24 protein-coding genes and 3 pseudogenes are annotated in these 24877 nt (G+C 34.8%); 15 read left to right on the top strand and 12 right to left on the bottom strand.

Features of this window, described 5'->3' with window-relative positions; genetic code table 11:
* Nucleotides 1-12: 12 nt before the first annotated feature.
* The 5 genes from ACWATA_RS26990 (at nucleotide 13) to ACWATA_RS26970 (ending at nucleotide 4741) form a co-directional block, all read left to right on the top strand.
* Nucleotides 13-1473: a glycoside hydrolase family 32 protein gene (locus tag ACWATA_RS26990; protein WP_275037731.1), complete on the top strand. Its 1461-nt coding sequence runs from the start codon at nucleotides 13-15 to the stop codon at nucleotides 1471-1473.
* A 53-nt stretch (nucleotides 1474-1526) separates the two neighbouring features.
* On the top strand, nucleotides 1527-2516 hold the full coding sequence (locus ACWATA_RS26985; protein WP_473050468.1) for a carbohydrate kinase family protein: 990 nt from the start codon (nucleotides 1527-1529) through the stop codon (nucleotides 2514-2516).
* A gap of 76 nt (nucleotides 2517-2592) precedes the next feature.
* Nucleotides 2593-3153, top strand: a complete 561-nt coding sequence (locus tag ACWATA_RS26980; protein WP_473050467.1) for a maltose acetyltransferase domain-containing protein — start codon at nucleotides 2593-2595, stop codon at nucleotides 3151-3153.
* Nucleotides 3154-3239: 86 nt separating this feature from the next.
* On the top strand, nucleotides 3240-3521 hold the full coding sequence (locus tag ACWATA_RS26975) for a hypothetical protein (protein WP_275037646.1): 282 nt from the start codon (nucleotides 3240-3242) through the stop codon (nucleotides 3519-3521).
* Between the two features lie 1022 nt (nucleotides 3522-4543).
* Entirely contained in the window at nucleotides 4544-4741 is a 198-nt protein-coding gene (locus ACWATA_RS26970) for an IDEAL domain-containing protein (protein ID WP_237894333.1), read from the top strand.
* A 1114-nt stretch (nucleotides 4742-5855) separates the two neighbouring features.
* On the opposite strand, the pseudogene ACWATA_RS26965 reads toward ACWATA_RS26970, so the two are convergent.
* The 4 genes and pseudogenes from ACWATA_RS26965 to ACWATA_RS26950 all read right to left on the bottom strand — a co-directional run.
* A pseudogene (locus ACWATA_RS26965) lies at nucleotides 5856-6095 on the bottom strand (transaldolase family protein); the annotation flags it as partial.
* Between the two features lie 2 nt (nucleotides 6096-6097).
* Complete coding sequence (gene gnd, locus ACWATA_RS26960; RefSeq protein WP_473050466.1) at nucleotides 6098-6991, bottom strand: phosphogluconate dehydrogenase (NAD(+)-dependent, decarboxylating); 894 nt, start codon at nucleotides 6989-6991, stop codon at nucleotides 6098-6100.
* Between the two features lie 67 nt (nucleotides 6992-7058).
* Nucleotides 7059-8513 carry a glucose-6-phosphate dehydrogenase gene (gene zwf / locus ACWATA_RS26955; protein WP_047933735.1) on the bottom strand — a complete coding sequence of 485 codons (1455 nt, stop codon included), beginning with the start codon at nucleotides 8511-8513 and terminating at the stop codon, nucleotides 7059-7061.
* Nucleotides 8514-9072: 559 nt separating this feature from the next.
* On the bottom strand, nucleotides 9073-9435 hold the full coding sequence (locus ACWATA_RS26950; RefSeq protein WP_233335235.1) for a winged helix-turn-helix transcriptional regulator: 363 nt from the start codon (nucleotides 9433-9435) through the stop codon (nucleotides 9073-9075).
* A 598-nt stretch (nucleotides 9436-10033) separates the two neighbouring features.
* On the opposite strand from ACWATA_RS26950, the pseudogene ACWATA_RS26945 reads away from it, so the two are divergent.
* Nucleotides 10034-10123, top strand: a pseudogene (locus ACWATA_RS26945) (IS3 family transposase); the annotation flags it as partial.
* Nucleotides 10124-10249: 126 nt separating this feature from the next.
* Here ACWATA_RS26945 and ACWATA_RS26940 read toward each other — a convergent pair.
* The 3 genes from ACWATA_RS26940 to hxlA form a co-directional block, all read right to left on the bottom strand.
* A complete protein-coding gene (locus tag ACWATA_RS26940; protein WP_328102817.1) occupies nucleotides 10250-10966 on the bottom strand; it encodes a 3-ketoacyl-ACP reductase in 717 nt (238 codons plus the stop codon).
* Between the two features lie 137 nt (nucleotides 10967-11103).
* A complete protein-coding gene (hxlB, locus tag ACWATA_RS26935; RefSeq protein ID WP_217599645.1) occupies nucleotides 11104-11661 on the bottom strand; it encodes a 6-phospho-3-hexuloisomerase in 558 nt (185 codons plus the stop codon).
* Between the two features lie 7 nt (nucleotides 11662-11668).
* Complete coding sequence (gene hxlA / locus ACWATA_RS26930) at nucleotides 11669-12316, bottom strand: 3-hexulose-6-phosphate synthase (protein WP_217599644.1); 648 nt, start codon at nucleotides 12314-12316, stop codon at nucleotides 11669-11671.
* Between the two features lie 222 nt (nucleotides 12317-12538).
* Here hxlA and ACWATA_RS26925 point away from each other — a divergent pair, with 222 nt between their 5' ends.
* The 8 genes and pseudogenes from ACWATA_RS26925 (at nucleotide 12539) to ACWATA_RS26890 (ending at nucleotide 19130) form a co-directional block, all read left to right on the top strand.
* Nucleotides 12539-12904, top strand: a complete 366-nt coding sequence (locus ACWATA_RS26925) for a winged helix-turn-helix transcriptional regulator (protein ID WP_098278972.1) — start codon at nucleotides 12539-12541, stop codon at nucleotides 12902-12904.
* 211 nt (nucleotides 12905-13115) lie between these two features.
* Nucleotides 13116-13967 (top strand): YitT family protein, encoded by an 852-nt coding sequence (locus ACWATA_RS26920; protein WP_217599643.1) that lies wholly within the window; start codon nucleotides 13116-13118, stop codon nucleotides 13965-13967.
* A 573-nt stretch (nucleotides 13968-14540) separates the two neighbouring features.
* Nucleotides 14541-14723: pseudogene (locus ACWATA_RS26915) on the top strand (phosphogluconate dehydrogenase (NAD(+)-dependent, decarboxylating)); the annotation flags it as partial.
* A gap of 78 nt (nucleotides 14724-14801) precedes the next feature.
* Nucleotides 14802-15305 (top strand): hypothetical protein, encoded by a 504-nt coding sequence (locus ACWATA_RS26910; RefSeq protein ID WP_217599642.1) that lies wholly within the window; start codon nucleotides 14802-14804, stop codon nucleotides 15303-15305.
* Nucleotides 15306-15413: 108 nt separating this feature from the next.
* Nucleotides 15414-16580 carry an iron-containing alcohol dehydrogenase gene (locus tag ACWATA_RS26905; RefSeq protein WP_047933743.1) on the top strand — a complete coding sequence of 389 codons (1167 nt, stop codon included), beginning with the start codon at nucleotides 15414-15416 and terminating at the stop codon, nucleotides 16578-16580.
* 74 nt (nucleotides 16581-16654) lie between these two features.
* On the top strand, nucleotides 16655-17167 hold the full coding sequence (gene yraA / locus ACWATA_RS26900; protein ID WP_047933744.1) for a cysteine protease YraA: 513 nt from the start codon (nucleotides 16655-16657) through the stop codon (nucleotides 17165-17167).
* Nucleotides 17168-17262: 95 nt separating this feature from the next.
* Nucleotides 17263-17982: an SDR family oxidoreductase gene (locus ACWATA_RS26895; RefSeq protein ID WP_328102620.1), complete on the top strand. Its 720-nt coding sequence runs from the start codon at nucleotides 17263-17265 to the stop codon at nucleotides 17980-17982.
* A gap of 257 nt (nucleotides 17983-18239) precedes the next feature.
* Nucleotides 18240-19130, top strand: a complete 891-nt coding sequence (locus ACWATA_RS26890; protein WP_233335229.1) for an aldo/keto reductase — start codon at nucleotides 18240-18242, stop codon at nucleotides 19128-19130.
* A gap of 487 nt (nucleotides 19131-19617) precedes the next feature.
* On the opposite strand, the gene ACWATA_RS26885 is transcribed toward ACWATA_RS26890, so the two are convergent.
* Nucleotides 19618-20136 (bottom strand): DJ-1/PfpI family protein, encoded by a 519-nt coding sequence (locus ACWATA_RS26885; protein WP_034655765.1) that lies wholly within the window; start codon nucleotides 20134-20136, stop codon nucleotides 19618-19620.
* A gap of 144 nt (nucleotides 20137-20280) precedes the next feature.
* Between ACWATA_RS26885 and ACWATA_RS26880 the strand changes: the two genes are divergently transcribed.
* The gene (locus tag ACWATA_RS26880; RefSeq protein WP_233335228.1) at nucleotides 20281-20661 is read left to right on the top strand and encodes a winged helix-turn-helix transcriptional regulator; all 381 of its coding nucleotides are present in this window, start codon (nucleotides 20281-20283) and stop codon (nucleotides 20659-20661) included.
* A gap of 288 nt (nucleotides 20662-20949) precedes the next feature.
* Here the strand turns inward: ACWATA_RS26880 and ACWATA_RS26875 are convergent, their stop codons facing one another.
* From ACWATA_RS26875 to ACWATA_RS26860, 4 genes are all read right to left on the bottom strand, one after another.
* Nucleotides 20950-21534 carry a YitT family protein gene (locus tag ACWATA_RS26875; RefSeq protein ID WP_310876726.1) on the bottom strand — a complete coding sequence of 195 codons (585 nt, stop codon included), beginning with the start codon at nucleotides 21532-21534 and terminating at the stop codon, nucleotides 20950-20952.
* Between the two features lie 860 nt (nucleotides 21535-22394).
* On the bottom strand, nucleotides 22395-22991 hold the full coding sequence (locus tag ACWATA_RS26870; protein ID WP_047752072.1) for a class I SAM-dependent methyltransferase: 597 nt from the start codon (nucleotides 22989-22991) through the stop codon (nucleotides 22395-22397).
* 114 nt (nucleotides 22992-23105) lie between these two features.
* Nucleotides 23106-24014, bottom strand: coding sequence for an NAD(P)/FAD-dependent oxidoreductase (locus ACWATA_RS26865; protein ID WP_308115329.1), 909 nt, complete (start codon nucleotides 24012-24014; stop codon nucleotides 23106-23108).
* 60 nt (nucleotides 24015-24074) lie between these two features.
* The gene (locus ACWATA_RS26860) at nucleotides 24075-24509 is read right to left on the bottom strand and encodes an RrF2 family transcriptional regulator (protein WP_205663410.1); all 435 of its coding nucleotides are present in this window, start codon (nucleotides 24507-24509) and stop codon (nucleotides 24075-24077) included.
* Nucleotides 24510-24877 lie beyond the last annotated feature (368 nt).

Raw genomic sequence — 24877 nt, 5'->3', positions numbered from 1 at the left:
AGAATGTTCACAATAAATAAACTTCAACAAGCGCAAGAAGCATTGGATACCGCAAAAGAAGGAATAAATAACCGTTATCGGTTAGGCTATCATATTATGGCACCTGCCAACTGGGTTAATGATCCAAATGGTTTAGTACAGTATAAAGGAGAATATCATGTCTTTTATCAACACCATCCATACGATGAAAACTGGGGTCCAATGCACTGGGGCCATGTTAAGAGTAAGGATCTTGTGCATTGGGAACACTTGCCTATCGCTTTAGCTCCTGGTGATGCTTGTGATACTGACGGGTGTTTCTCGGGAAGCGCTGTAGATAATGATGGTGAATTAACGTTAATCTATACAGGTCATCACTATATAGACAAAGAAAAAGATCTATTTTATCAAAATCAAAACCTTGCTGTTAGTACCGATGGTGTCACATTTCATAAGATTGCAGAAAATCCAGTAATTCCTGAACCACCTATAGATAGTAGTCATCATTTCCGTGATCCTAAAGTATGGAAACACAAAGATAGTTGGTATATGGTAGTAGGAAATTCGACCAAGGAGAGTGTGGGCAGAGTAATTTTATACGGTTCTCCAGATTTACGTACGTGGTCATATGTTGGTGTATTGGCACAAGGAAACGAAAATCTTGGATTCATGTGGGAATGTCCAGATTTCTTTGAATTAGATGGAAAACACGTTCTCATGATTTCTCCACAAGGGATTAAAAAAGATGGGGATTTATACAACAACTTATTTCAAACGGGATATTTAATTGGAGATTACAATTACGAAACAAACGAATTTACACATGGCTCATTTAGTGAGTTAGATAATGGACATGATTTTTATGCAGTTCAAACGTTATTAGATGAAAAAGGACGTCGAATTGCTATTGGTTGGATGGATATGTGGGAGTCAGATATGCCAACAAAAGAAGATGGATGGTGTGGGGCACTTACATTGCCACGTGAAGTTACTTTAGGAGAGAATGATAAAATTCTAATGAATCCTGTGGAAGAATTAAACTTATTACGCGAGGGTGAACATAATACACCTACTAATGTAATTTCTAATAGTTATTTAATAGAAACAAACGAGGATTTACTCGAAATAAAAGCTGTGTTTGACTTAACTAATTGTAACGCTCAGTCTGTTGGAATAAGAATTCGTGGAGTTAACCAGGAGGAGACTGTATTAACGTATCACTTGGACAAACAAACACTAAAACTCGATTGTTCTAAGTCTGGTAAAGCTGAAGATGGTGTGAGAAATACCATTCTTAGAGCAAATCAAGAGCTTTCCTTACGCATATTCATTGATCGATCTTCTATTGAAGTATTTGCAAATGAAGGACAAGCAACTATGACAAGTCGTATTTATCCATCTGAAGATAGATTAGGCATTGAAGTGTTTGCAGATGGCGAGGATGTAAGAGTTAAGGAGTTAACATATTGGAAGTTAAAGGATATCTGGAAATAAATTATGAATGAACAAGTGTTTGTACACTTGTTCATTGTTTTGGGGTGAGGATGTTGAAAAAAGTTTTTTGTATTGGTGAAACATTAATTGATTTTATTCCTGTTCAAAAAGAAAAGTCTTTAAAAGAAGTTACTAGTTTTGAACGCGTAGCTGGGGGAGCTCCTATGAACGTTGCAATTGCGATTGCAAAATACGGGGGAAATTCTGTAATGCTAACGAAAATAGCTAATGATAGCTTTGGTGATTATTTAGTAGATGTGCTTGAAGGAAATGGAGTAGATACTTCCTACATTATTCGATGTAATGAAGGAGAGACCGGTTTGGCATTCGTATCTGTAGATAAATTGGGTGATAGAGACTTCAGTTTTTATAGAAAGAATTCAGCTGACTTATTACTTTTACCAAACGAAGTGAAAGTAGAGTGGTTTGATAAGGGAGACCTTCTTCATTTTTGTTCTGTAGATTTAGTCGAAAGTCCAATGAAACAAACTCATGTAAAAGTAATAGATAGTTTTCAAAAAATAGGGGGAATTGTCAGTTTTGATCCCAATGTTCGTCTTCCCTTATGGCCTGATAAAGAAAGCTGTCGCCAAACAATTCTAGACTTTTTACCTTTAGCAGATATCGTGAAAGTATCGGATGAAGAACTATTTTTTATAACTAACGTTAGAGAAGAAAGAGAAGCTATTAACTCACTTTTTGTTGGCAATGTAAAAGTAGTAGTTTATACAAAAGGAAAAGATGGAGCCATTATTTATTTGAAAAATGGAGAACAATTTGAGGATAAAGGATTTAAAATAACTGTCTCAGATACAACCGGAGCAGGTGATGCATTTATAGGTGGTTTTTTATCTGAATTGCTTTCAATTGATATATCTAGTGACAATCTATGTCAAAAAGTGAGTGAACACCATCAACAATTGCTTACCTTTGCTAATGCAAGTGGGGCACTTACTGCTTCAGTAAAAGGAGCGATCCACGCAGCACCTGGAAAACAACATATAATGAATTTTATTGCTACTCAAAGAGGCAGATTAGTTTAAGAAAATATGTATTTATAATTGGGAATTAGTTTGGAATTCACAATATAAGTAGGGGTTAAAAGAAAGGGTTTAAATAATGAGGACTGAAAAAGAAAAGATGTTAGGTGAAGAAATGTATAATCCTGCAGACCCACAATTAAGAAAGGATCGAGAACATGCTAGAAGGCAGGTTAGAATATATAATGAAACTTTAGAGAGTGAAGGTAATAAGCATATTAAATTATTAAAAGATTTATTCGGTTCTACTGGGGAAAACGTATACGTTGAACCAAATATTAGAGTTGACTATGGCTATAACATATTTGTTGGCGAAAACTTTTTTGCAAACTTTGATTGTGTCATCCTAGACATTTGTGAAGTGAGATTTGGAGATAATTGTTTACTTGGCCCGGGTGTACATATCTATACAGCAACTCATCCAATTGATCCAAATGAACGGAATTCAGGAAAGGAATACGCAAAACCAATTATTTTTGGAGACAATGTATGGATTGGTGGAAGTTCAGTGATAAATCCAGGAGTGACGATAGGAAACAATGTTGTTATTGCATCTGGATCAGTAGTGACTAAAGATGTACCTAACAATGTAGTGGTGGGAGGAAATCCAGCGAAAATCATTAAAAGAATTGAGAATTAAGTTTATAAGGCTATTTCACTAAATTTTAGTAACAGTACGTTAAATGAGATCTGAATTTCTAACTTATTAGTTAATTGGTGATTAAATTGAATATATGGATGGGGAAAATTAGAGATTATAATCATTTGGGTCATTATTTAGGAACCTATCAAGCAATTATAGAGAAACAAGATGAGATGCTTTATAAGATGACATTATCGTTTAATCCAGCGTATACACTAAAAAAGCGAGATAAAAATAACCTTTTAAAAGATAAAATATTGTACAGTTCAAGTGTAGAGGTGCTTAAAAGAAAATTTAGAAATAAAATCCCACTTTTAAAGAAACAAACAAAAGTAGTATGGATAAAAAGAGGGCTAAATATTTAATTTTCACCTTTTTTTCACTATTAAATGATAAATTAGTTGTTCATCATGCTGTAGAGCATTTTTTCATAGATATTCCCCTTCAAAAGCTTACCTATAAAAAAGGTGAGCTTTTTTTACGACCTGCATTATATTTACATTATTATTTCTAAACTAACTATAGTCCCTTTGATTAACCCATATAGTTTATTGATTCCCCGTTATTCTTCTTGAAACGTTGGTAAGAATTCTTGTTTAATGTACTTATTTACCGTTGTGACCGAGATATCAAATACATAACCGCCTTTGATATGCCAGTCATCTTTATTAATAGAATTTAATTTCCCTGTATATATTTACAAATAGATTTCTTCAATAAAATAGATAACATATCTAAGATATCTTGAATGTTGATAATCTTTCTAAAAATATCAGTCATAAGTAACAATTGTTTTACCCCTATATTAATTAATAATTTGTTATATCATATTGAGAGATGATTAAATATAAAAAGTTTCAATAAAATATATGTAAATGGTAAAACATTTTATAAAAATAAGTTTCATTGGTTATACAAATTGTAGAAAAATAACCAATTTGTCGTCATTTAGAGTAAATAGTATAACTTTAATTTTTATAAAATAGTTTATACATTTACATCTCTATATAAAATTAATTTATTCTTTACCTTCAATAAAGATTACGTTAATAAAAGCTCTCTTAAGCTAAATTGTTATAAATTTTATTTTAAGTTATTATGAATTCAAAAATTTCTTTAGAGGTAAAGAGAAGATAGATTGATATATATTAAAAGGTGGAAATGTTTATTTGTTGTTGTTAAGTATAGATAATAAAATATTAATCTTCATGATTTAATTTTTATCTTTTTTTATCTAATTGAAGACATATGAACATATCTGGAAGGAGATAGGAGCGTAATTATGCATATTATTCTATATCTCACTTCATCTATCAACCTTGCATAAAAAGAGTGCAAACGGGAATACTGTTTGCAAAAGAGGAAAAGATAAAGGGGTTGACGTTTTATGGAAAATAATACACTTAACGGAATGGATCGAGTTAATCCAAATTTACGTGATGAAATGTTGGCTGAATTGTTTCTGGATCAAATGATGAATAACTTCAAAAAGAGTAAGATTCTTGAGGAAATTGATCAGTCCTTAAAAAATAAAGATAAAGAAGCTTTTTTCCGTTTAACAGAGGATCTTAAATCCGTGTCTTAATAAAAACAATGGAATATAGAAGAAACTCGTCAAAAGAAGGCTTTAACTTATTAAGAAAAGTCTTCTCTTGGCGAGTTTTCTTTTTCGAACCATTATCAAATTTTTATTCTTGACCAATTAACATTCTCTATATTATTTGAAATTGAAATATTCATAGGATTTACTCCCTTTGTTTTTACATAACGTATTTAGTGCTACTTCTACTTACAAAAACACAACTCCTATATTGTATACTTCATATATTTTTAGTTACCATAATCAGATTTATCGCAAAACAAGTGTCAGTATGTGTCGAAAAGGGGTAATGTAAAAGAAATAACATCAGGAGGGGAGGACATGCTTGATAATTATGAACGTCTCCTATTCTATAGGGAAATCAGATATTTAATTGCGGATTATAATAAGTGTAGGCATTTACCTACTAAGAACGAGTTATACAATCAGATAGTGTTTCTAAAAAAAGTACTTAAATATGGATCTGAAAAAAGGATATCTAGATAGTAGAGGTTATATATTTGTCGAGAAAAACAATGGGTCTTTAAATTAGATTGTTTTTCTCTTTTTTATATAAAAGAGTAGATCATGACAGATTATTACTAATATGCATAACAGTAGCGATGATACCTTAGTGATCTCTAGTTAACCTAAAATGAATGATACCATTCATAGAAGCAAGCAAACTTATAATGTGTGACTTATTTTCATTTAGGAAATTCATATGATAAATAGGAATAGCACTTAGTACCCCATTTAAAGGAATCTGTATGGAATTTTCTACTTTGCTGAGAGAAAAATCTCTAAACAAGAAAAAAATCCCATGGTTAATGCGTCCCATTTAGGGGTAAATTCAACTAAATCTATGGGTTAGATACAGTTGGAATATGAAGTTCTGTAATCTTAATATTCTCTATTAAATCTACATATAGTTCCAAACCATGGGTAGTCTTAATTGCTTTAGTATTTAATAAATCCATCATACTTAACCCCCTAGTCATATCAAAATAAACACTATCCACTTAATGGGGAAGAACGTTAACAATTCTCAAGAAGTTAACGTTCCCTTCCAACTAATTACTTGTTTTCAGTTAAATGATTTTAGTTTTTGACAGTTTTTTTAACAAGATGAAAATTTTTCAATTAATTGCTCAGTTAAAGGATGTTTCACTAGTTGTTCAATGACAGCATACGGAATCGTTGCAATATGAGCTCCGGCGGCAAGCGCTACACGCGTCATATGATCCGGATGTCTGACAGAAGCCGCAATAATTTGTGAATCAATGTTCTGTACGCGGAACAGTTCTGCAATCTTAGAGACAAGGTAGACACCGTCTTCTGAAATATCCACTATTATCCCAGTTATTTCTTTTCTACAGCGTGTCCCCCAAATTCATTACGAAGAGCTGACACAACTTTTCCTGTAAACGTATCGTTTTCTAATGAGCGATAACGCATTAACAGGGACATTGCAATAACTGGTGTAGCTGTTTGAAGATCAAGCGCTTCTTCAACTGTCCATTTTCCTTCACCAGAAGAATGCATAATACCTTTGATCTCGTCTAATTTTGCATCTTTAGAGAAAGCACGTTCTGTTAATTCCATCAGCCATGAGCGAACAACTGATCCATTATTCCAGACTCTTGCTACCTTCTCATAGTTAAAATCGAAATCGCTTTTTTCTAATACTTCGAATCCTTCGCCTATCGCTGCCATCATTCCGTATTCAATTCCATTATGGACCATTTTTAAGAAATGACCACTTCCTGCTTTTCCAGCATAGAAGTATCCATTTTCTACAGCAGTATCACGGAAAATAGGTTCAACAATTTCCCATGCTTCAGGATCTCCCCCAATCATATAACAAGCCCCATGACGAGCCCCTTCCATTCCACCTGAAGTTCCCACATCCATAAAGTGAATCCCTTTTTCTTTTAAATCATTATAACGACGAATGGATTCTTTATAGTGAGAATTACCAGCTTCAATCACGATATCTCCCTCACTTAGAAATGGTGTAATCTCACGAATAACTGAATCAACAACAGAGTGTGGGACCATAATCCAAAGAACTCGTGGTTTTTCTACTACTTGAATAAGGTCTTTTAGATTAGATACTCCATTGGCTCCGTATTTTTTCATTTCTTCCACCGCACTTATATTTAAATCAAATGCGATCACATCGTGTTTATGGTCGATTAAATTTTTTCCTAAATTTAATCCCATTTTTCCTAATCCAATTAATCCAACCTTCATAGTAATCCTCCTAAAACTTTATATTTCTTTAAATTCTTTTCTGGTTTGTATTGCATTTTTAGTAACTTTACCACCACTTATATCCATCTTTTTCTAACAATTGATGAGCAGCCTCTGGTCCCATTGATCCAGATGAATAGGAGTGAAGGGGAACCCTATTTTCTTTAAATGCCTCTAAAATAGGTTCTACCCAATTCCAAGATAGTTCTACTTCGTTCCAATGAGCAAAAAATGTTGAATCCCCAACGAGAGCATCAAATAACAATAGTTCATACGCTTCGGGTACGTCTTGTTTACTCGCAGAAAAGTCTACTGTGATAGGTTCCATTTCTCCATTTATTGGATTTTTGCTATTTAATCGCAGTGATACACCTTCATTGGGATTGATATTTATTGTTAATAGATTCGGTTCTATCTGTTCCATTTCAGAAGGATACGAATCCTTTAACGGATTTTTAAATTCAATGACAATCTTTGTTGCTTTTTCCGCCATTCTCTTTCCAGTGCAGATATAAAACGGAACCCCATCCCAGAAGGAATTATCAATCCATAGACGAGCCGCAATAAATGTATCATTTTGCGAAGAAGCATCCACGCCAGGTTCTTCTTTATATGCAGCTACAGGACTGCCATTTATTTCTCCAGTCCCATATTGCCCCCTGACAACATGTACACCTACCGTATCCCTTTGTAATGGACGTAAAGATTCCAAGACTTTTCTTTTCTCCTTACGAATTTCATTTGCAGTAATCCTTTTAGGCAAATGCATGGCTGTCATCATTAACAGCTGTAACATGTGATTTTGAACCATATCGCGAATAGCTCCTGCTTTGTCGTAATAACCAGCTCTTTCTTCAACCCCAACGATTTCACTTGCCGTAATTTGGACATTGGCAATAAATCGATTGTTCCATAATGATTGCAATACAGGATTAGCAAAAGCTAAGGCTTCAAGGTTCTGTACCATTGGTTTCCCTAGATAATGATCGATGCGGTAAATTTCATCTTCTTCAAACGCTCTGCTTAGTTTTTTATTTAATTCTTGGGCTGATTTTACATCATGTCCAAATGGTTTCTCGATAATCAATCGTTTCCATCCTTTTGTTGTGCCCAATTCACTATCCCTGATGTTCATGGCAATCACGTCAAAAAACTCAGGGGCGACTGATAAATAGAACATTCTATTCTCTTCAATATTCTGGTCTTTTTCATTTTGTTGAACAAGTTCTAGCAACTTCTTATAGCCTTCCGTATTAGTAAAATCTAACTGACAATAATGAAATGCCTTGGCAAACGCTTCTTTTTTCGATTTATCATTTATCAAATGTCTAGAAAATGTATACAAGGAATCTACTACCCTTGATTGAAATTCACTATCAGTAATATTATGTCTTCCTACGCCAATAATGGAAAAAGACTTCGGTAATTTTTGATTTAGATATAAATTAAACAAGGCAGGATAGATTTTTCTTTTCGCTAAATCCCCTGTTGCCCCAAATAATACAAACGTCATAGAGTCCATTGGAATTCCTCACTTTCTTGAGCTAGTTCTAATCAACTAAATACAAGGATTATCATTACCCCGTTTTTACAGGTGCATTTTGTTTATTTCTTCCTGTGTATTAGCAAATTTTAATTTTACTTAAATGGGTATATCCACATGGTGGACATTGTTTATTATTATGGGTAAATGTTAAACATCTTTCACAAACCCAACGATGTTTCCCTTTGAGATTTTCCATTAGAATCTCTCCTTTCGTACCATCCATCAACTTGCTAACGTGGATTCGCATTGCTTTGCTAAAACAGTATATTACGTATATTTCGCCTTTAAAAGTACGCACTTTATTTGCATATAGTTATATCGAGGTAAGCTAGTGTGGGAATTAATACTATGACTATAAAAGTAAAAAGACCTTGGACAGCGAGTATGTAACCGTCACTGTTCAAGGCTTTTTAATACTATTTCTATAAGGAAGTATAGTTTCTACTCTTTAAATACATGGGAAAAACCACGATTAATAATGGCTAACCGTGGTAAGTTATTATTGTCTTAAATCATGAAAAGCAACTTTTTTCTACTAAGTGGCTGATTTTTCTTCAGTTTCCTCTTCCAATACATTCACAATATAACCTTTGCCCCATTCATACATAGCATCTAAAATCGGTATAAGACTTTTTCCATGCTCAGTCAATGAATATTCAACTTTAGGTGGAACTACAGGATAAACTTTTCGATGTACTATTAAATGATCTTCGAGTTCGCGTAATTGATTAACAAGCATTCGTTGGGTAATACCCGGCATAAGGGATTTTAACTCACCAAATCGCTTCGTTCCTTCTTTACCTAGATGCCATAAAATTAACATTTTCCATTTACCACCAATTATTGAAAGTGTCAATTCTTTTTCACAGTTAAATGTTTTCTCTCCTAAATTTGGCATTTAATTCACCTCTCCCTTATTTTACCCCCATAGTATACTTTTTATTACTATATGCGGTAAAAGTGTGTACTCTTAATTCATTAACATACTCAGTATACTAAGAAACGTGCTAGTGAGTAAATAGCTTTTCGAAAGGAAACATTTACATCGGTATAATGACAGCCTATTAGCACAATATAAAATCATATTAAAAGGAGCAAATATTCTAGGATCTTCTCAGCTTCCCACCAATTTAAACGAATATCACTTTGAGATTCTGGATAAATAAGGTTTTCTTTCTTGTCTACTGTAAAATCACTCAGTGTAAATATACATTGTGATTCATAAGCTTCCTTAACTGTTCGGCTATTGCCCTGTTCTTCTTCCTCTAACAAAACATAGTTTGTTATACTTAATCGTTTTCGAGAGAATTCATCTATAGGCGTCTTTCTAGGAGCTTTGTAAACTTTTTCATTACGTGGGAAGCGCTTATAGAACAAGTAGTATTATTGGTATATGTTTGGATAATTTGGAATTTGTTATAAATTACCATCATCTCAATCTATACGTTTTAGAAAATGGATATAATTCTAGTCTCTTTTCCTTAATTGAGTTTTTAGATGAACTAAAACGTAAAATAGACAATTACATTACTTACTATAACCATAACAGATATCATTGGAACCTAAAAAAGATGACCCCTGTATAATACAGAGATCATCTTCTTCAGGCTACCTAATATTTTTTAAAAAGTATCCTTTACAAAGGCTACACTGTACAACTAGGTTCCTGCTTCTTATCCAATATAGACAAGAAGAGTTGATCGCTTCTCAAATTAAGGATTAGTTGACCATAATCCTGAAGTCTTTACTAGGACTCTTGGATGAAGCTTTAACCCGGCTACAAGCAGCTCTGCTAAATCTTCTGATTGCATAACATTTTCAGGATTTCCACTGATAAGATTGGTTTCAATTGCCAAATCAGTTGCAACTGTACTTGGTGTTAAAGCTGTTACACGGATATTATGCTTTCTTACCTCTAGCATGAGTGATTCCGTTAGTCCTAAAACAGCAAATTTAGAAGCGCTGTAAGCACTTGTAACAGGTGCTCCTTTTTGACCCGCAGTTGAGGAGATATTCACAATATCTCCTGATTTCCTTTCAATCATATCAGGTAAAACGGCTCTTGTTACATTATATACACCCATCAAGTTTACTCGGATGATTTTTTCCCATTCTTCAGGAGTTAAATCAAGAAAACCGCCAAATTTAGCTATACCTGCATTGTTGATTAAAATATCAATAAAACCTAGGTCTGATTTAATGTGTTCAACAGCATGATGGACTGCTTCAAGATCGGCTACATCTGCTGTTGCTGCTGAAACGTTCACATCATATTGCTCCAGTTCCGCAGTTACCTTTTCAAGATTGGACATCGTTAATCCAATCAATCCTAGATGAACTCCTTCTTTTGCTAAAGCAATCGCAGTAGCACGCCCAATTCCTCTGCCTGCCCCAGTAATTAAAGCAGTTTTTCCTTTTAGTGAAATCATGATATCATTCCTTATTAAAAAATTTTAGAATAATTGTTAATAATAACAAAATGATGTTTTAAAGAATAACCAAAAGACCGCAAAGTTTCTTTAGAATGTCTGCGGTCTTTTGGTTATTACATTCTTAGGACTATGTTTTATTCAAGATTGGCATGTTTTCCATACATCTTATTGGTATCTAATCCCTTTTTTTCCATAAATCTTAAGATGACGGCATCATAAAAAAGTAAAAGGGTCTGCTCAAATAGTGAGCCCATTGGTTGGATGGTTTTATAATCACCCTTTGATTGGTCTTTCGGTGATCCAGGCAATTTAATGGTGACATCTGCTAACTGTCCAATAGTGGAATCAGGGAATATCGTGACAGTTGCAATTTTACCACCAATGCTTTTTGCTTTTTCAGCCATGGAGACTAAGCTTTTTGTTTCACCGGATCCGGATCCGATGATTAAGATATCCTCTTTTTCAAAGTTGGGAGTTACCGTTTCACCAATTACATAAGAATCAATTCCCATATGCATCATCCGCATGGCGAAGGATTTGGCCATGAAGCCTGATCTGCCTGCACCGGCGACAAAAACCTTTTTCGATTCAAGTATCCCATTGACGAGTTTTTCAGCTTCTTCATCTGCGATTAAGTTAGCTGAATGATTAAGCTCTTTTAAGATTTCTGCTAAATATTGAGTCGTCTGCATCTTAGGATTAACCTGCTGTAATCGTTTGTTCTTTGATCATTTGTTGCATTTTGGCAGCAGCAGCTTTTTTATCAGCTTGTCCAGTAATCCCGCCGCCTACAATGACAAGGTCTGGATTTACCTTAATGACTTCTGGAAGTGTTTCTAATTTAATGCCGCCTGCGATGGCCGTTTTAGCGTTTTTAACCACACTTTTGATGGTTTGTAGATCTTCAAAAGAATTTTTTCCGACTGCTTGAAGATCGTAGCCCGTGTGAACACAAATATAATCCACGCCCATAGCATCCACTTCTTTAGCACGTCCAGTAAGGTCTTTTACTGCAATCATATCGACAAGGACTTTTTTACCTTGTTTTTTCGCTTCTTCTACAGCACCTTTAATCGACATATCTTCAGCCGTTCCAAGAATAGTGATGATATCAGCACCTGCTTCAGAAGCTTTCATCACTTCATATCCAGCAGCATCCATAATTTTCAGGTCTGCTAATACTTTTAAGTTAGGGAATGCTTCTTTTACTGCCTTTACAGCATGGAGACCTTCGTTGATCACAACCGGTGTTCCAATTTCTACGATATCAATATGCTCCTCTACTTCTTTTACCAATTCGATTGCTTCTGGAATGTTGACTAAATCTAATGCTAATTGTAATTCCATCTATGTTTCACTCCTCATAATTTTTTAAGTTTGTTGCACAGTAGTAATAATGCCCATTGCTCACTTTCATTTCTCCTGGCAACTGTAACCAATGCTCTTGGTAACGATGGTACCATGTTAGTATAATGCGTATATTGAAAATGTAAAAGTACGCACTTTATTTTTACATAGTGTTAAAAAGTATACTATGGGTTATTCTATATAGAAGTGGAGGTGAAACAAATGTCACGTATGCAGGACAAAATGTTTAATTGTGAAAAAGAATTAACACTTTATGTTATTGGCGGTAAATGGAAAATGCTGATTTTGTGGCATTTAGGAAAAGAGGGAACGAAGCGATTTGGTGAGCTGAAGGCTCTTATGCCGGGCATTACTCAACGAATGCTTGTTAACCAATTACGCGAGCTAGAAGACGACCTCATTGTTGAACGAAAAGTCTATCCTGTTGTTCCGCCAAAAGTAGAATATTCATTGACCGAACAAGGAAAAAGCTTAATGCCAATACTAGATTCCATGTATAAATGGGGTAAAAATTATATGGAGAATGTGATGGATACTCCTGCCAATAAAAGTGCGTCTATTAAATAGCAATCGTTCTAAAAAGAGGGGATTAAAACCACAAGTAGACTTTTAATAAGTCAAGACCTGTGGTCTTTTTATTTGCAATGATCCAGTGCATAAGGGAAATAAAGGAGTACAATCTGGAAAAAGGTAAATAATATTCCTGTGTTGTAAAGGATTATAGCTGAACTGTTTTATAGTAAGGAATCAAGAATAATACATATTTTGAGGTGAGATGATGAAAAAATTTGTTGAGTATGTTTTTTTAACTTTTGGGGCGTCAATCGTTGCTATGGGATTAGAAACGATGTTGGCACCAAACGGGCTAGTAGATGGTGGTGTAACAGCCTTATCGATTATGACCAATGCTTTATGGGGAATCCCAATTTATTTTGTATTTTTGGGCTTAAATATTCCTATCTTAATTTTTACAGCTAAAGAAGTGGGTAAAACCTTTGTCATTAGAACTCTATATGCAAACATCATTACGACCGTTGGTTTAATACTATTTAAATCGATTCCCCCTATTACTCAATCTGAAGTATTAATTGTTCTATATGGTGGGGTAATCTTAGGAGTTGGGATAGGAATCGTTGTAAAATTTGGCGGTGCAATAGATGGCACTGAAATGCTGGCGATTTGGTTTAACCAACACTATCAATTTCCGATTGCCTCATTTTTATTAGTCGTAAATGCTTTCATATTTACGATTGCGGCGGTTGTCTATACATTGGAACAGGCCATGCTTTCTCTGGCAGTTTTTTATATAGTGACAAAAATGATTAATTATGTTTTAGATGGATTAAATCATGGGAAATCTGTCATGATCATTTCAGAAAAACCTGATGAAGTTGGAGATAGTATTATCAATCATTTAAATATCAGCATCACATTTTTATATGGAGAAGGCGGTTTTTTAGGAAAAAAAAAGAAGGTTATCTATTGTATTACGAACAGGTTTCTTTTTTCTAAATTAAAAAGTGTCGTTTTAGCAACAGATCCATCAGCTATTATGGAGGCGTCCTATGTTTGTGAAACATCTGGTATAGATAGGTCGCTTATACTACCGAAAGCAAATCCTTCTAAATAATAAAGCTTAATATTTGCTTATATTAGTTAGCCTCATGTTGATACTTGTGTATATCCCCATTATAAACCAATTCACAAAGGTTTGATAAATGCCTGTACAAACGAAAGGGCAAAGAGTCAGCAGTAAGCAAAAACATTACAACGAGTCGTGACCCCAAGGATATTCCTTTATTTATCATGAGTCGATAAAACTATTTTTAAAATAATGACTCTAAGGAAATTTCAAAAGATCCTCGTAAATAACGAAGATCTTTTTATTTTAAATCCTCTAACTGAAAATCTCACAACACCATATAGTGTATAAAAGTATACTAAGTGAATTTTTAAACACTATATAACAAAAAAGTGCGTACTTTTAATTATTTGTTGTAGATATTATACTAACATCAATGCCGCCATCAATCTTTTTTAGGCGGCAATTGTTAAGATGAAAAGGAACATATACATTAGGCCTTTTAATAGGGGATTAAAGAATTCTCCTTTGTATTTTGAAAACACGATCGGATTTAAGATAAATCTAATCTTTATAAACTGTAACAATATAAAATACATTTGTTAGGTGGAAGTTATACAGCATTATTCAGGAGAACGAAAGTGGACAGTGGAAACGACCTTGGATCTGCAGGCAGCCACTCCCGTGATCGCCATGTCTCTTTTGATGCGCTACCGTTCTTTAAATCATGACACCTTTACAGGGAAAGTGGTTACTGCCCTTCGGAACGAGTTCGGTGGACATGCAGTTGAAAAAAGCGATTAAGTTAATATGAGATGGATTTTAGTAAACAAGATGATTAAATATTAAAAGAATCCGCAAGGTGAAAAAAGGAGTGAAATCATGAACGTAATGGATGCAAAAATCATTAGTACCCAATATGGTTTGGAGACCTATTTAGACGTTGTAAAAAGTGTTGATGTAAGAGGTCTACATTATCCTACAGAGACAGAACCCTTTTTTGAAATCACAGTAGGGATAGAGTATTTTCTATTAAAAGAAGAAAGATATTATGACAGTAGAAAGAATTTTTTTCGTATCCGTATGGATTCCGATTTTGGTTCCGTAACGCTCGTAGAAACAAAAATGGAAAGTTTATTTGCAGTGAAAAATGCAGGCGAGAAAGACGCAACAAAGGAACTCATTGGAGAATGGCTTATAAAGACCCAGGCTTTCAAACAAGTTATAAATGAACTGATTGTTCAAAAAAAATCGGAAGACGTTCAAACAGATGGGGATATTCAAGTAGTATTAGGAACCATAAGGTTCTTGGAGAAATTACTCGAAATCGAAGCAGAAGATATAGTAAGGGCCATTGTTAAGAGAGAACCTGAGTATTTTCACTAGTAACATTTAAGAAGATAGGAAACACTTATGACGTACTCTATTTTTAAAAAATGAATAAGGTAACCTTAAAGTTGCTAATTTCACCACAGAAAAGGAGAATTTACACATATGAATCGATTTACTATTCCGAGAGATGTTTATTTTGGTGAAGGATCCCTAGAAGTTTTAAAAAACCTTGAAGGGAAAAAAGCGACGGTTGTTATTGGCGGTCAATCGATTAAAAAATCTGGTTATCTCGATAAAATCCAAACTTATTTACGAAAGGCAGGCATTGAGACCCAACTAATCGAAGGTGTTGAAAACGATCCATCTATTACAACCGCTCAAAACGGCGGCAAGAAGATGGAAGAATTCCAGCCTGATTGGATCATTGCTGCCGGCGGCGGATCTCCGCTTGATGCGGCTAAGCTGATGTGGATTTTTTATGAAAATCCCGAACTGCCGTTTGACCAAATCAAAGCTCCAAATGTACTGCCAACATTACGTAAAAAAGCTCGCTTTATTGCCATTTCAACTACTAGTGGAACAGGCAGTGATGTATCTCCATTCTCCGTTATTACGGACTATGATAAGGGCGTGAAGTATCCGGTTTTTGGATATGAAATCACGCCTGACATTGCAATCGTTGATCCTGAACTGACGTATTCCATGCCTGCTTCGATTGTAGCCTATACGGGGATGGATGCCTTGACACATGGGATTGAGGCATATGTATCCACCCTGCACAACTCTTTTACTGATCCTCTGGCTATGCAGTCGATTAGGCAAGTGGTAGAAAATATTGAAAAATCCGCAGTAGGTGACAAACAGGCAAGGGCAGAAATGCATTATGCCCAGGCTATAGCCGGCATGGCCTTTTCCAACGGATTTTTAGGAATTGTCCACAGCTTAGCCCATAAGAGCGGAGCCATTTTTGAAATTCCGCACGGTACAGCAAATGCACTCTACTTGCCATATGTGATTGATTATAATAGAAAGGTGGAAAGCTCAAGATATGCGGATATTGCGAGGATGCTTGGTTTAACCGGAAATACGGATGACGAATTGATTGACTCGTTAACAGACCTCATCCGCCGTTTAAACAAATCTTTGAACCTGCCATTAACACTAAAGGAATTTGGTGTGGGAGAAGCAGAATTTGAAAAACACCTGAACCAGATGGCAGCAGGAGCTGTTGAGGATCCTTGTACTCCATCCAATCCACGAGAAGTATCGGTGGAGGATATGAAAAAAATCTATATTGCGGCTTACAACGGAGATAAAATCAACTTCTAATGAAGATAATCAGAGCATCGTACGTAAATGAATATTTTTAATTCTGTTCTATGATTTTAAGGAGGTTAATGAACATGAGCAAAAAAATCGCTACACTTATAACAAACCTATTTGAAGATGTGGAGTACACTGAACCAGCACAAGCCTTTAAAGAAGCTGGTCATGAAATTATAACGATTGACAAACAATCAGGTAACGAAGTCACTGGTAAAAAAGGCACAATCGTAAAAATTGATAAATCTATTGATGAAGTTCATCCTGCAGACTTTGATGCGTTGCTTATACCTGGTGGATTCTCTCCAGATTTATTGCGTGAAGACGATAGTTTTGGGGAATTTGCAAAAGCATTTATCCAAGACGAAAAACCCGTTTTTGCTATTTGTCATGGACCACAAGTGTTAATCGATACAGACCTTTTAAAAGGTGTCGACATCACTGGCTATAAATCCATTCGCAACGATTTGAAAAATGCTGGTGCAAATTATAAAGACGAAGAAGTTGTCATCAACAAAAATATTGTAACAAGTCGAGAACCAAAAGACATTCCAGCATTCAATCGTGAATCACTAAAACTTTTAGCTAAATAACAATGGTGATGTAAAAACTTAAATATTTTTACCTTACGGATTCTTTAATCAGAATTCGCAAGTTGATCAAACATATGAATAAAGGAGGTATTTCCGTGTCATCATTAAAAGGAAAAAGAGTGGTTGTTTTAGGAGGTACATCTGGTATTGGTTTAGCCGCTGCTAAGGCGTTTCTCGATGAATCCGCCCAAGTTATTATTGCTAGCCGTTCTGCTTCAAAATTATCTGACGCAAAAGTAAAGATTGGTGGTAACGTAGAGGGGTATGAAATCGACTTTCGTAGCGAAGAAAAGGTTGCTGACTTTTTCAAGAAGGTTGGAAAATTTGATCACCTAGTGGTGACTGCAGGTGAAGGCGCAATGGGTCACTTTAGCGAACTGCCTGTTGCAACAGTAAGAGAGGCTTTTGATAGTAAGTTCTGGGGGCAGTATATTTCGGTTCGTGCTGCTCTTCCATACTTGAATAATGAAAGTTCTATTACATTAACTTCGGGTGTATATGGTGTACGTCCTCCTCAAGGTGCAACGACTCTAGCTTCCATTAATTCAGCAATCGATGGATTAGTACGAGGACTTTCAGTAGACCTGGCACCTATCAGAGTAAACGTGGTATCACCTGGTATTGTTGACACTCCTCTTTATGGCGGAATGTCAGAAGATCAAAGACAAGTTATGTACCATGGGATTGCTAAGCAATTACCTGTCGGACATGTTGCTCAACCTAAAGATATAGCTGAAACCTATGTTTATCTAGCGAAAAATGGGTTTACAACTGGCACATCCGTTCTTATCGATGGAGGAGCTCATCTGATCTAATCCATTGATATCAAAATCGATTGATAAATTGGTTTAGAATAGAAGTGGTGAGGATAGCCTATGAGTGTCAGACACTCATAGGCCATCCTCACTTTCTTTGTTTTTTTGCACAGACGGAAGCAGAAATGGCCATATCATGCAATAAAGAATGGAGTTGTTGGTTACGGGAATTCTAAATATATGCGTACTTTATACGTAGAGACGTTAACAGTCTACTTCTATGATAACCAGATACATAAAAGAAAGGGTCGAGCCTAATGGATGAGAAGAAAAGAGAGGAAATTAAAAATGCATTAGCCAAACACGTGGTAACCCTACCTGACGGCACTTCTTTACCTAGTGTAGGACAAGGAACATGGTACATGGGGGAAAATCCCCAAGTGAGAGACAAAGAAATAAAAGCCTTGCAGCTCGGCGTAGAATTGGGCATGACACTTATTGACACTGCTGAAATGTACGGAAATGGCGATTCTGAACGCTTAGTTGGCGAAGCCATTAAAGGACTCAGAGATGAAGTCTTTTTAGTCTCAAAAGTGTATCCCCATCATGCAGGTTTAGATATGATTTCAAAAGCATGTGAAAACAGCTTAAAACGACTCGGAACAGACCACTTGGACTTATATCTTCTTCACTGGAGAGGACGTGTTTCTTTAGAGGAAACAATTGAAGGAATGGAAAAACTACGTGAAGAAGGGAAAGTTTTAAGATGGGGCGTCTCTAATTTTGATACGGTTGATATGGAAGAGCTATGGAACACTACGAACGGGAAAAATTGTGTGACGAACCAAGTGCTATACCATTTAGGTTCAAGAGGAATCGACTTCGATCTCTTACCATGGCAGCGTGAACATAACATGCCAATCATGGCCTACAGTCCCCTTGCTCAAGGAGGCTCTTTAAGAAGACAGCTTTTAAACGATCCAACTATTCACGATATTGCCGACAAATACAATGTCCAACCATTACAAATCGCTCTTGCTTGGACCATCCGTTCGAATAACGTCATCGCTATTCCAAAAGCAGTTCAAGATGAACATGTTTTAGCAAATGCTGAAGCAGCAACAATTGAGTTTACTGAAGAAGATCTCAGTAGAATTGATCAAGTATTTCCTAAACCTACTAGGAAAATGCCATTGGATATTATTTGAAAATCCACTTTAAAAAAGGACTCTTGTTGGAGTTGCTGACAATCTAATAGGAATTTCAAAAAAACTGTGTAGAATTTATTCCATACAGTTTTTTTATGGGGGAAATTTAATATCCTTATCGAATTATTCTCGCATCAAAACTCTATTGGGAACTGTATGGTTTCCAATGATTTGTGTAATACCAGGATTAATTATCGGTTTCTCCTTAAAAAACATCATAAAAAAGAAGAAGTGTAACTAAGCTCCTTTTTTATGCAGTACGGAGTATTTGTAAAGAGTTCAAAACGTTTATAAATCAAAAATATATAAAAGATATTTGTAGAACTCTAGATGAGTAGCGTTAGCTACGCTGTAAGAAAGCGACTTCTTGTCGCACCATAAAACATGTTATCGGAATTAAACGATAGTAAACCCTCCTTAAAAAGGAGGGTTTACTATTATCTAAAGAAAGTTCTATCCTAATTAAAATCTCTTTGTTACTTAAAAATTATCTCAAAGCTTTTACTAAACTTTGACCAAATTCTTTTGCACCATCTGGACCATCACTAGTAATGATATCGTTATATGCGACAACATGTTCTGAGACATATTTTACGTTATTATCTTTTAATTGATTAATCTGTATATCTACTGGATAACATGTTGCTGTTCGTCCTTCAAGAAGACCTGTTTGAACTACAGAAACTGAACCTGCACAAATTCCAGTTACAAGAACTTTTTGCTCGTAAGCTTGTTTTAAGTAAGTTTGTAAGTCTTGATTATTCCATAAATAATCGTTTGTGCCAGACCCCCCAATAACAGCTACGGCATTATAATCATTAGATGAAACATCAGTAAAAAGAGTAGTTGATTCTACTTTACCTTGATAATCTCCTATGATTTCACCTGTTTTTGTACTTGCAATTGTTACTTCAATACCTTCATTTTCTAATGCTTCTTTTGGATGAAATAATTCATCTTCGTTGAATCGTTCCGGTGGTATAATAAATAGTGCTTTCTTACTCATTGTATGTCTTCCTCCTGAAATATAAAAGTTATTTAAAACCTAAACATAGTTTAACTTGGCCTTTGTAGCCTGTGAAGAACGCACTTTATTGTGCGGAGGTTACTAAAAGGTTACTATTGTAAGAACAAAAGGAGAATGAGATTGATGTCAGATACATTGCGAGAAGAAATTAGAAAAAAGATACTAAATGGCGATTTTAATTGTGAAAAAGAACTTACTTTATCTATCCTTAGTGGAAAATGGAAAGTTGTGATTTTATGGCACTTAGGAGTAGAAGGCCCACATCGATTTAGTGACCTTCAAAAGCTCTTTCCAAAAATATCTCATAAGATATTATCAAACCAGCTACGTGAACTAATGGAAGATGGAATCATACATAGAGAAGTTTTCCCTGAAATTCCTCCTCGAGTTGAATACTCGATAACTGAACTAGGAATAACATTGTTACCTATAGTAGAAATGATGTATGAATGGGGACAAAAAAGAATGGTTGATTTAAAAAAACAAATTAACTCTAAAGACTAAATACATAAAATCTTGTATTTTGAGCAAACTACCCAAGATGCCTGAACGGCGTCTTCCACTGCAACCTTATCAGCAAGAAAGAAAGCTGTCCTCCCTGGCAGCTTTCTTTCTTGTTTTCTTGATGTATATTATATACATTCGTAGTTAACATAATGAATTCTCTAGTAACCCACCATAAAAAAGAACCCTTTAGTCAATCTCAAAGTTGTTGTAAGAGCCTTTTTAATTTGTAAAAATCAAGAAGGGGCAAAAAACGGAGGATAGAAGATACTCATTTTATAATCCAAATTATTCTTTTTTAGTAAGTAACGAAGTCGTCATTCCACCTATAAAAATTGTCGAACATGAAAAAAGAAACGTTTTAGGTCCTAATAAAGGAAGACCTGCTGTTATGATCAAACCATCTATAATTAAAATGATGATTCCTATGTTCAAAGAAAAAGCTTTTGATAGTAGTTGGGCTAGTAAATCTGTTCCTCCAGTGCTTGTCTCGTATCGAAGCATAAGACCAATCCCTGTTCCAATACATACTCCTCCAAAGATCACACTAGGAAAAACAGAAAGTTGAAACTGGTCTTTAATAGGCTCTAGCCAATCAATCAATAAAGAAGAAATAACTAACCCATAAAAACTATTATAAAAATAAGTTCTTTCATAAACCCAAGCAAACCAACATAATGGGAAGCCCAAAATAATCATCGTTACACCTGTAGGAAATTCAAAATAATAGTGAAGGATAAGAGCAATTCCAATTGTTCCTCCATCCAACAAATAATGAGGAACTAAAAATCCATTAATTCCTATACTTAATAATAAGCTTCCAACAAGAACAACCGGTATTTTCCGAAAAATAATAATCACCTTTTTAGTCAAATTATCTCTTACTATATGTATAAGCTTTAGCTAGCTGGCATGAATGTTTTTTTATCGACAAACCTCTTAGAATAAATTATTCTAAGAGGTTTTTGGCTACACTATATGTTTTCATTCTTTATTAGGCAACTTGCCTAAATTGAATATTTTTTTATCATTTGAGCAAGCTACTCAAGATGGATAGATAGCGTCCTTCCCTAGCTAATACTCCATTACACCTAACAAACTACCTCGCCACCTTTCTAATGGACTTAGAGGTGGTTTGACAAGAAGTTATATAACTTTAAAAACAGGCATATGATTTATAAAGACCTCACGTGCTTATAGATTGAACTAGTAGATAACTCTTGAATGTATTTATTCAGGGGTTATTTGCTTTTTATATGAATTAAAATATCTTAATAAGAGCAAACTACCCAAGACGCTCTGTAACGTCAGCTAACTATTGATTACCATTCATGAAACAGAAAAACCAACCTTTAGGACTCAGAGGTTGGTTTTTCGTTTTTTTAAGCTGTATACCATATACAACCTTAGTTAACATAATGTCTCTTTCCGGAAGACACTACAAAAAGAACCCCTTGCGACGCAAGAGGTTTAGAAAGGATTCCTATTATAACTTATGCAGCTTTTTATACATCTTTGATTTATCAGTGTTTGGCCTCGGGCTGAGTGACAAATAGATGCATAAAAAGCGCACCTTTTATTCATATGCTCGTCCAGAAAAATATAGTCCATAAGGAGAAAAACACCTATATAGACTAGCAACTTGGTGTGCGTAACAAATAAACAGTAGCTCATCTTTCTTTTGTAAAGAACGCAAATACAGTTTAAAAACAAACCTAAAAAAGGGGGGGGAATTACTTTATGCTACTGGATATAAACATGGATGCATCTTGATTCATAAAAATACCAGTACCATAATGAAATGTTTTGATTTCAGTTGATTTAAATCCAACCTCTAATAATCTTTTTTTCAGTTCTTTATGTGAAAAACCGTTATGAACTTTTGGATGATTCACCTTATCATGTTTATCAAAATCAATTATAAGTAGCTTGCCATTTTTATTTAAAATGGTATATAGTTCTTGTAAAATTTTTGTCGTATCTGGAATATGAAGAAGTACTAGCGACATTAAAACTATATCTGCCTGAAGATTAGGAGTTCTTTCTGTAAAATCTGAATAAAGCACTTTTGAGTTGGTGATACCTCTGCGAGAAATTTTTGCTGTCGCAACCTCTAACATTTGTCTTGATGAATCAATCAACAAAATAGAATCTACTAAGTCTGATAATTCCAAACTAATTAGACCAGTACCACTGCCATAATCTATTAGAGATTTTGATGTACTATTTTGTAACTCTTGTCTTACTTCCTTAATTATAATTTTAGCTAATTTCATTCTTTCTTCTGTATCATATCTTCTTGCCATCTGTTCAAAAATATTATTTTCCATACTAAGCTCCAATTCCTTATTTATTAAAAATAGAACATACCCAAAAGTGAAAATATATACGACTTTCTGAACACTCATTGTATGAATAAACGCCTTGCTCTGTCTTTTGTATGTTTAGTCGAGAAATTCTTCATCCGTCAATTCCTTCATTACTCCTATGGCTGCTTTACTCCCTTCACTCGCAGCTATGATAAGTTGGGAGGGAGCAATAATAGAAGTATCACCTGCAGCGAATACTCCTGGGATGTTAGTTTGACCGGTTATATTTGTTTTGACAGCTCCTTTTTCGTCGGTTTCACAACCTAAAATATCTTGTAGTTGAGAAGCATGCGTCCACTCTACATCGACAAAACCACCTTGTCGGGACAAAGATTCTCTGTTATGGAATGTGATGGCATTCATTTTTCTGTCATCCCCTTCAATGGCAGTAATTATATTTTCCAACACTTGTATCCCTTTTTTCTGTAACAGATATAGCTGTTCTGTTGAAAGGTCACTATCTCCATTTGTACATATGATAAGATCCTGGGACCAGTTATATACCATTTTTGCTAAATGAAAAGCTCTATCTCCCTTTGCTAAAATCACGAGTTGTTTATCCCGTAATTCCCACCCATCACAAAATGGGCATACGAATAGGCTTTTCCCATAATATTGATGAATATTAGGGATAGGTGGCAATGTTTCCTTTAAACCTGTCGCTAGGATGATTTTCTTAGTAATTACAGTTTCTCCTTTACGAGTCTGAAGTAAAAATCCTTTCTCATCTCGTTGAATCGTATCTACTCTGTCTTGTTTATGCATTACAGAAGGATATCCTAGTACCTCCTCATATGCTATGGCTCTAAATTCTTGTGGCGTGATACCATCTCTCGTTAAGAAACCATGTGATTCTTGTGTAACAGCATTTCTCGGCTTACCTTCATCAACTAATAACGTGTTTCTCTTTGCTCTTCCTAATACAAGAGCTGCATTCAAGCCAGCTGGTCCGCCACCAATAATTGTACAATCATATATCAACATTATGTTCACCTCATTAAAACCATTATGGAGTTATTTTGTCTATTATAGTTTTAAAAAATTTTATATGTTTTTTGTTATATGTTTTTCTTCACTATGATCCACTTTCATTGCAATATCTTGAATCGTTTTCGTGGTCAGAAAATGCTTAAGTGTGTGTTCAGCATCATCCATTACCTGTTGAATCAGGCAGTCGGAACTTTCAGTATGGTGATTAATATCACACTGAAACATAGTACGCTTTCCTTCAATTAGCTCTATTACATGAAGAAACGTAATCTCGTTAGCTCCTTTTTGCAATTTGTATCCACCATCTACACCTGGACTTGATTCAATTAAATTTCCTTTTACTAATGTAGCCAATATTTTAGACAAATAAGCTTGTGATAATCCCTGTGACTCAGCCAAGGGTTTTACACCCATTGCTTTTCCTTTCGGAACTGCCGCTAAATGAACAAGCGTATGCAATGCATAATTTGTAGCTTTTGAAAATTTCATAATATCCTCCATCGAAACTATTATAGAGTCGTTTTGACCATGATTATATATAATAAAGATATTACAAATAGTATGCAACTCTTTTCTCTCTCAAATAAAAGGTAATATATGCAAAATCACTGTTTGAACAAAATAAAATAAAGATAAAAGTCCGTAAACGTATACTTTTACGGACTTTTCTTTTGAATAGGAAATCTATCATTTTTATAGTTCGTTTAAGTTTAAAAAATAATTACGAACGTCTTCTGAAAAATATATACTTTTACGGACATTTTTTGTGGAATAATAGGGGGATAAAAACAATTTATCTAAAAAGTTACCTTAATAATGTAGACGTCAAGTCGATTTTTACATTTTTTGCTTATTCA

This window comes from Priestia sp. USM5, assembly GCF_058323215.1.
This window is presented reverse-complemented; position numbering and strand designations above follow the sequence as displayed.

Bases quoted from the DNA above. Each gene is read 5' to 3' on its own strand.
- ACWATA_RS26910 (WP_217599642.1), top strand. From the start codon at position 14,802: ATGAACGTAATGGATGCAAAAATCATTAGTACCCAATATGGTTTGGAG.
- ACWATA_RS26970 (WP_237894333.1), top strand. From the start codon at position 4,544: ATGGAAAATAATACACTTAACGGAATGGATCGAGTTAATCCAAATTTA.
- ACWATA_RS26940 (WP_328102817.1), bottom strand. From the start codon at position 10,966: ATGATTTCACTAAAAGGAAAAACTGCTTTAATTACTGGGGCAGGCAGA.
- ACWATA_RS26870 (WP_047752072.1), bottom strand. From the start codon at position 22,991: ATGGAAAATAATATTTTTGAACAGATGGCAAGAAGATATGATACAGAA.
- hxlB (WP_217599645.1), bottom strand. From the start codon at position 11,661: ATGCAGACGACTCAATATTTAGCAGAAATCTTAAAAGAGCTTAATCAT.
- ACWATA_RS26865 (WP_308115329.1), bottom strand. From the start codon at position 24,014: ATGTTGATATATGATTGTACAATTATTGGTGGCGGACCAGCTGGCTTG.
- ACWATA_RS26980 (WP_473050467.1), top strand. From the start codon at position 2,593: ATGAGGACTGAAAAAGAAAAGATGTTAGGTGAAGAAATGTATAATCCT.
- ACWATA_RS26860 (WP_205663410.1), bottom strand. From the start codon at position 24,509: ATGAAATTTTCAAAAGCTACAAATTATGCATTGCATACGCTTGTTCAT.
- ACWATA_RS26880 (WP_233335228.1), top strand. From the start codon at position 20,281: ATGTCAGATACATTGCGAGAAGAAATTAGAAAAAAGATACTAAATGGC.
- ACWATA_RS26925 (WP_098278972.1), top strand. From the start codon at position 12,539: ATGTCACGTATGCAGGACAAAATGTTTAATTGTGAAAAAGAATTAACA.
- zwf (WP_047933735.1), bottom strand. From the start codon at position 8,513: ATGGACTCTATGACGTTTGTATTATTTGGGGCAACAGGGGATTTAGCG.
- gnd (WP_473050466.1), bottom strand. From the start codon at position 6,991: ATGAAGGTTGGATTAATTGGATTAGGAAAAATGGGATTAAATTTAGGA.
- ACWATA_RS26890 (WP_233335229.1), top strand. From the start codon at position 18,240: ATGGATGAGAAGAAAAGAGAGGAAATTAAAAATGCATTAGCCAAACAC.
- ACWATA_RS26885 (WP_034655765.1), bottom strand. From the start codon at position 20,136: ATGAGTAAGAAAGCACTATTTATTATACCACCGGAACGATTCAACGAA.
- yraA (WP_047933744.1), top strand. From the start codon at position 16,655: ATGAGCAAAAAAATCGCTACACTTATAACAAACCTATTTGAAGATGTG.
- hxlA (WP_217599644.1), bottom strand. From the start codon at position 12,316: ATGGAATTACAATTAGCATTAGATTTAGTCAACATTCCAGAAGCAATC.
- ACWATA_RS26905 (WP_047933743.1), top strand. From the start codon at position 15,414: ATGAATCGATTTACTATTCCGAGAGATGTTTATTTTGGTGAAGGATCC.
- ACWATA_RS26950 (WP_233335235.1), bottom strand. From the start codon at position 9,435: ATGCCAAATTTAGGAGAGAAAACATTTAACTGTGAAAAAGAATTGACA.
- ACWATA_RS26920 (WP_217599643.1), top strand. From the start codon at position 13,116: ATGAAAAAATTTGTTGAGTATGTTTTTTTAACTTTTGGGGCGTCAATC.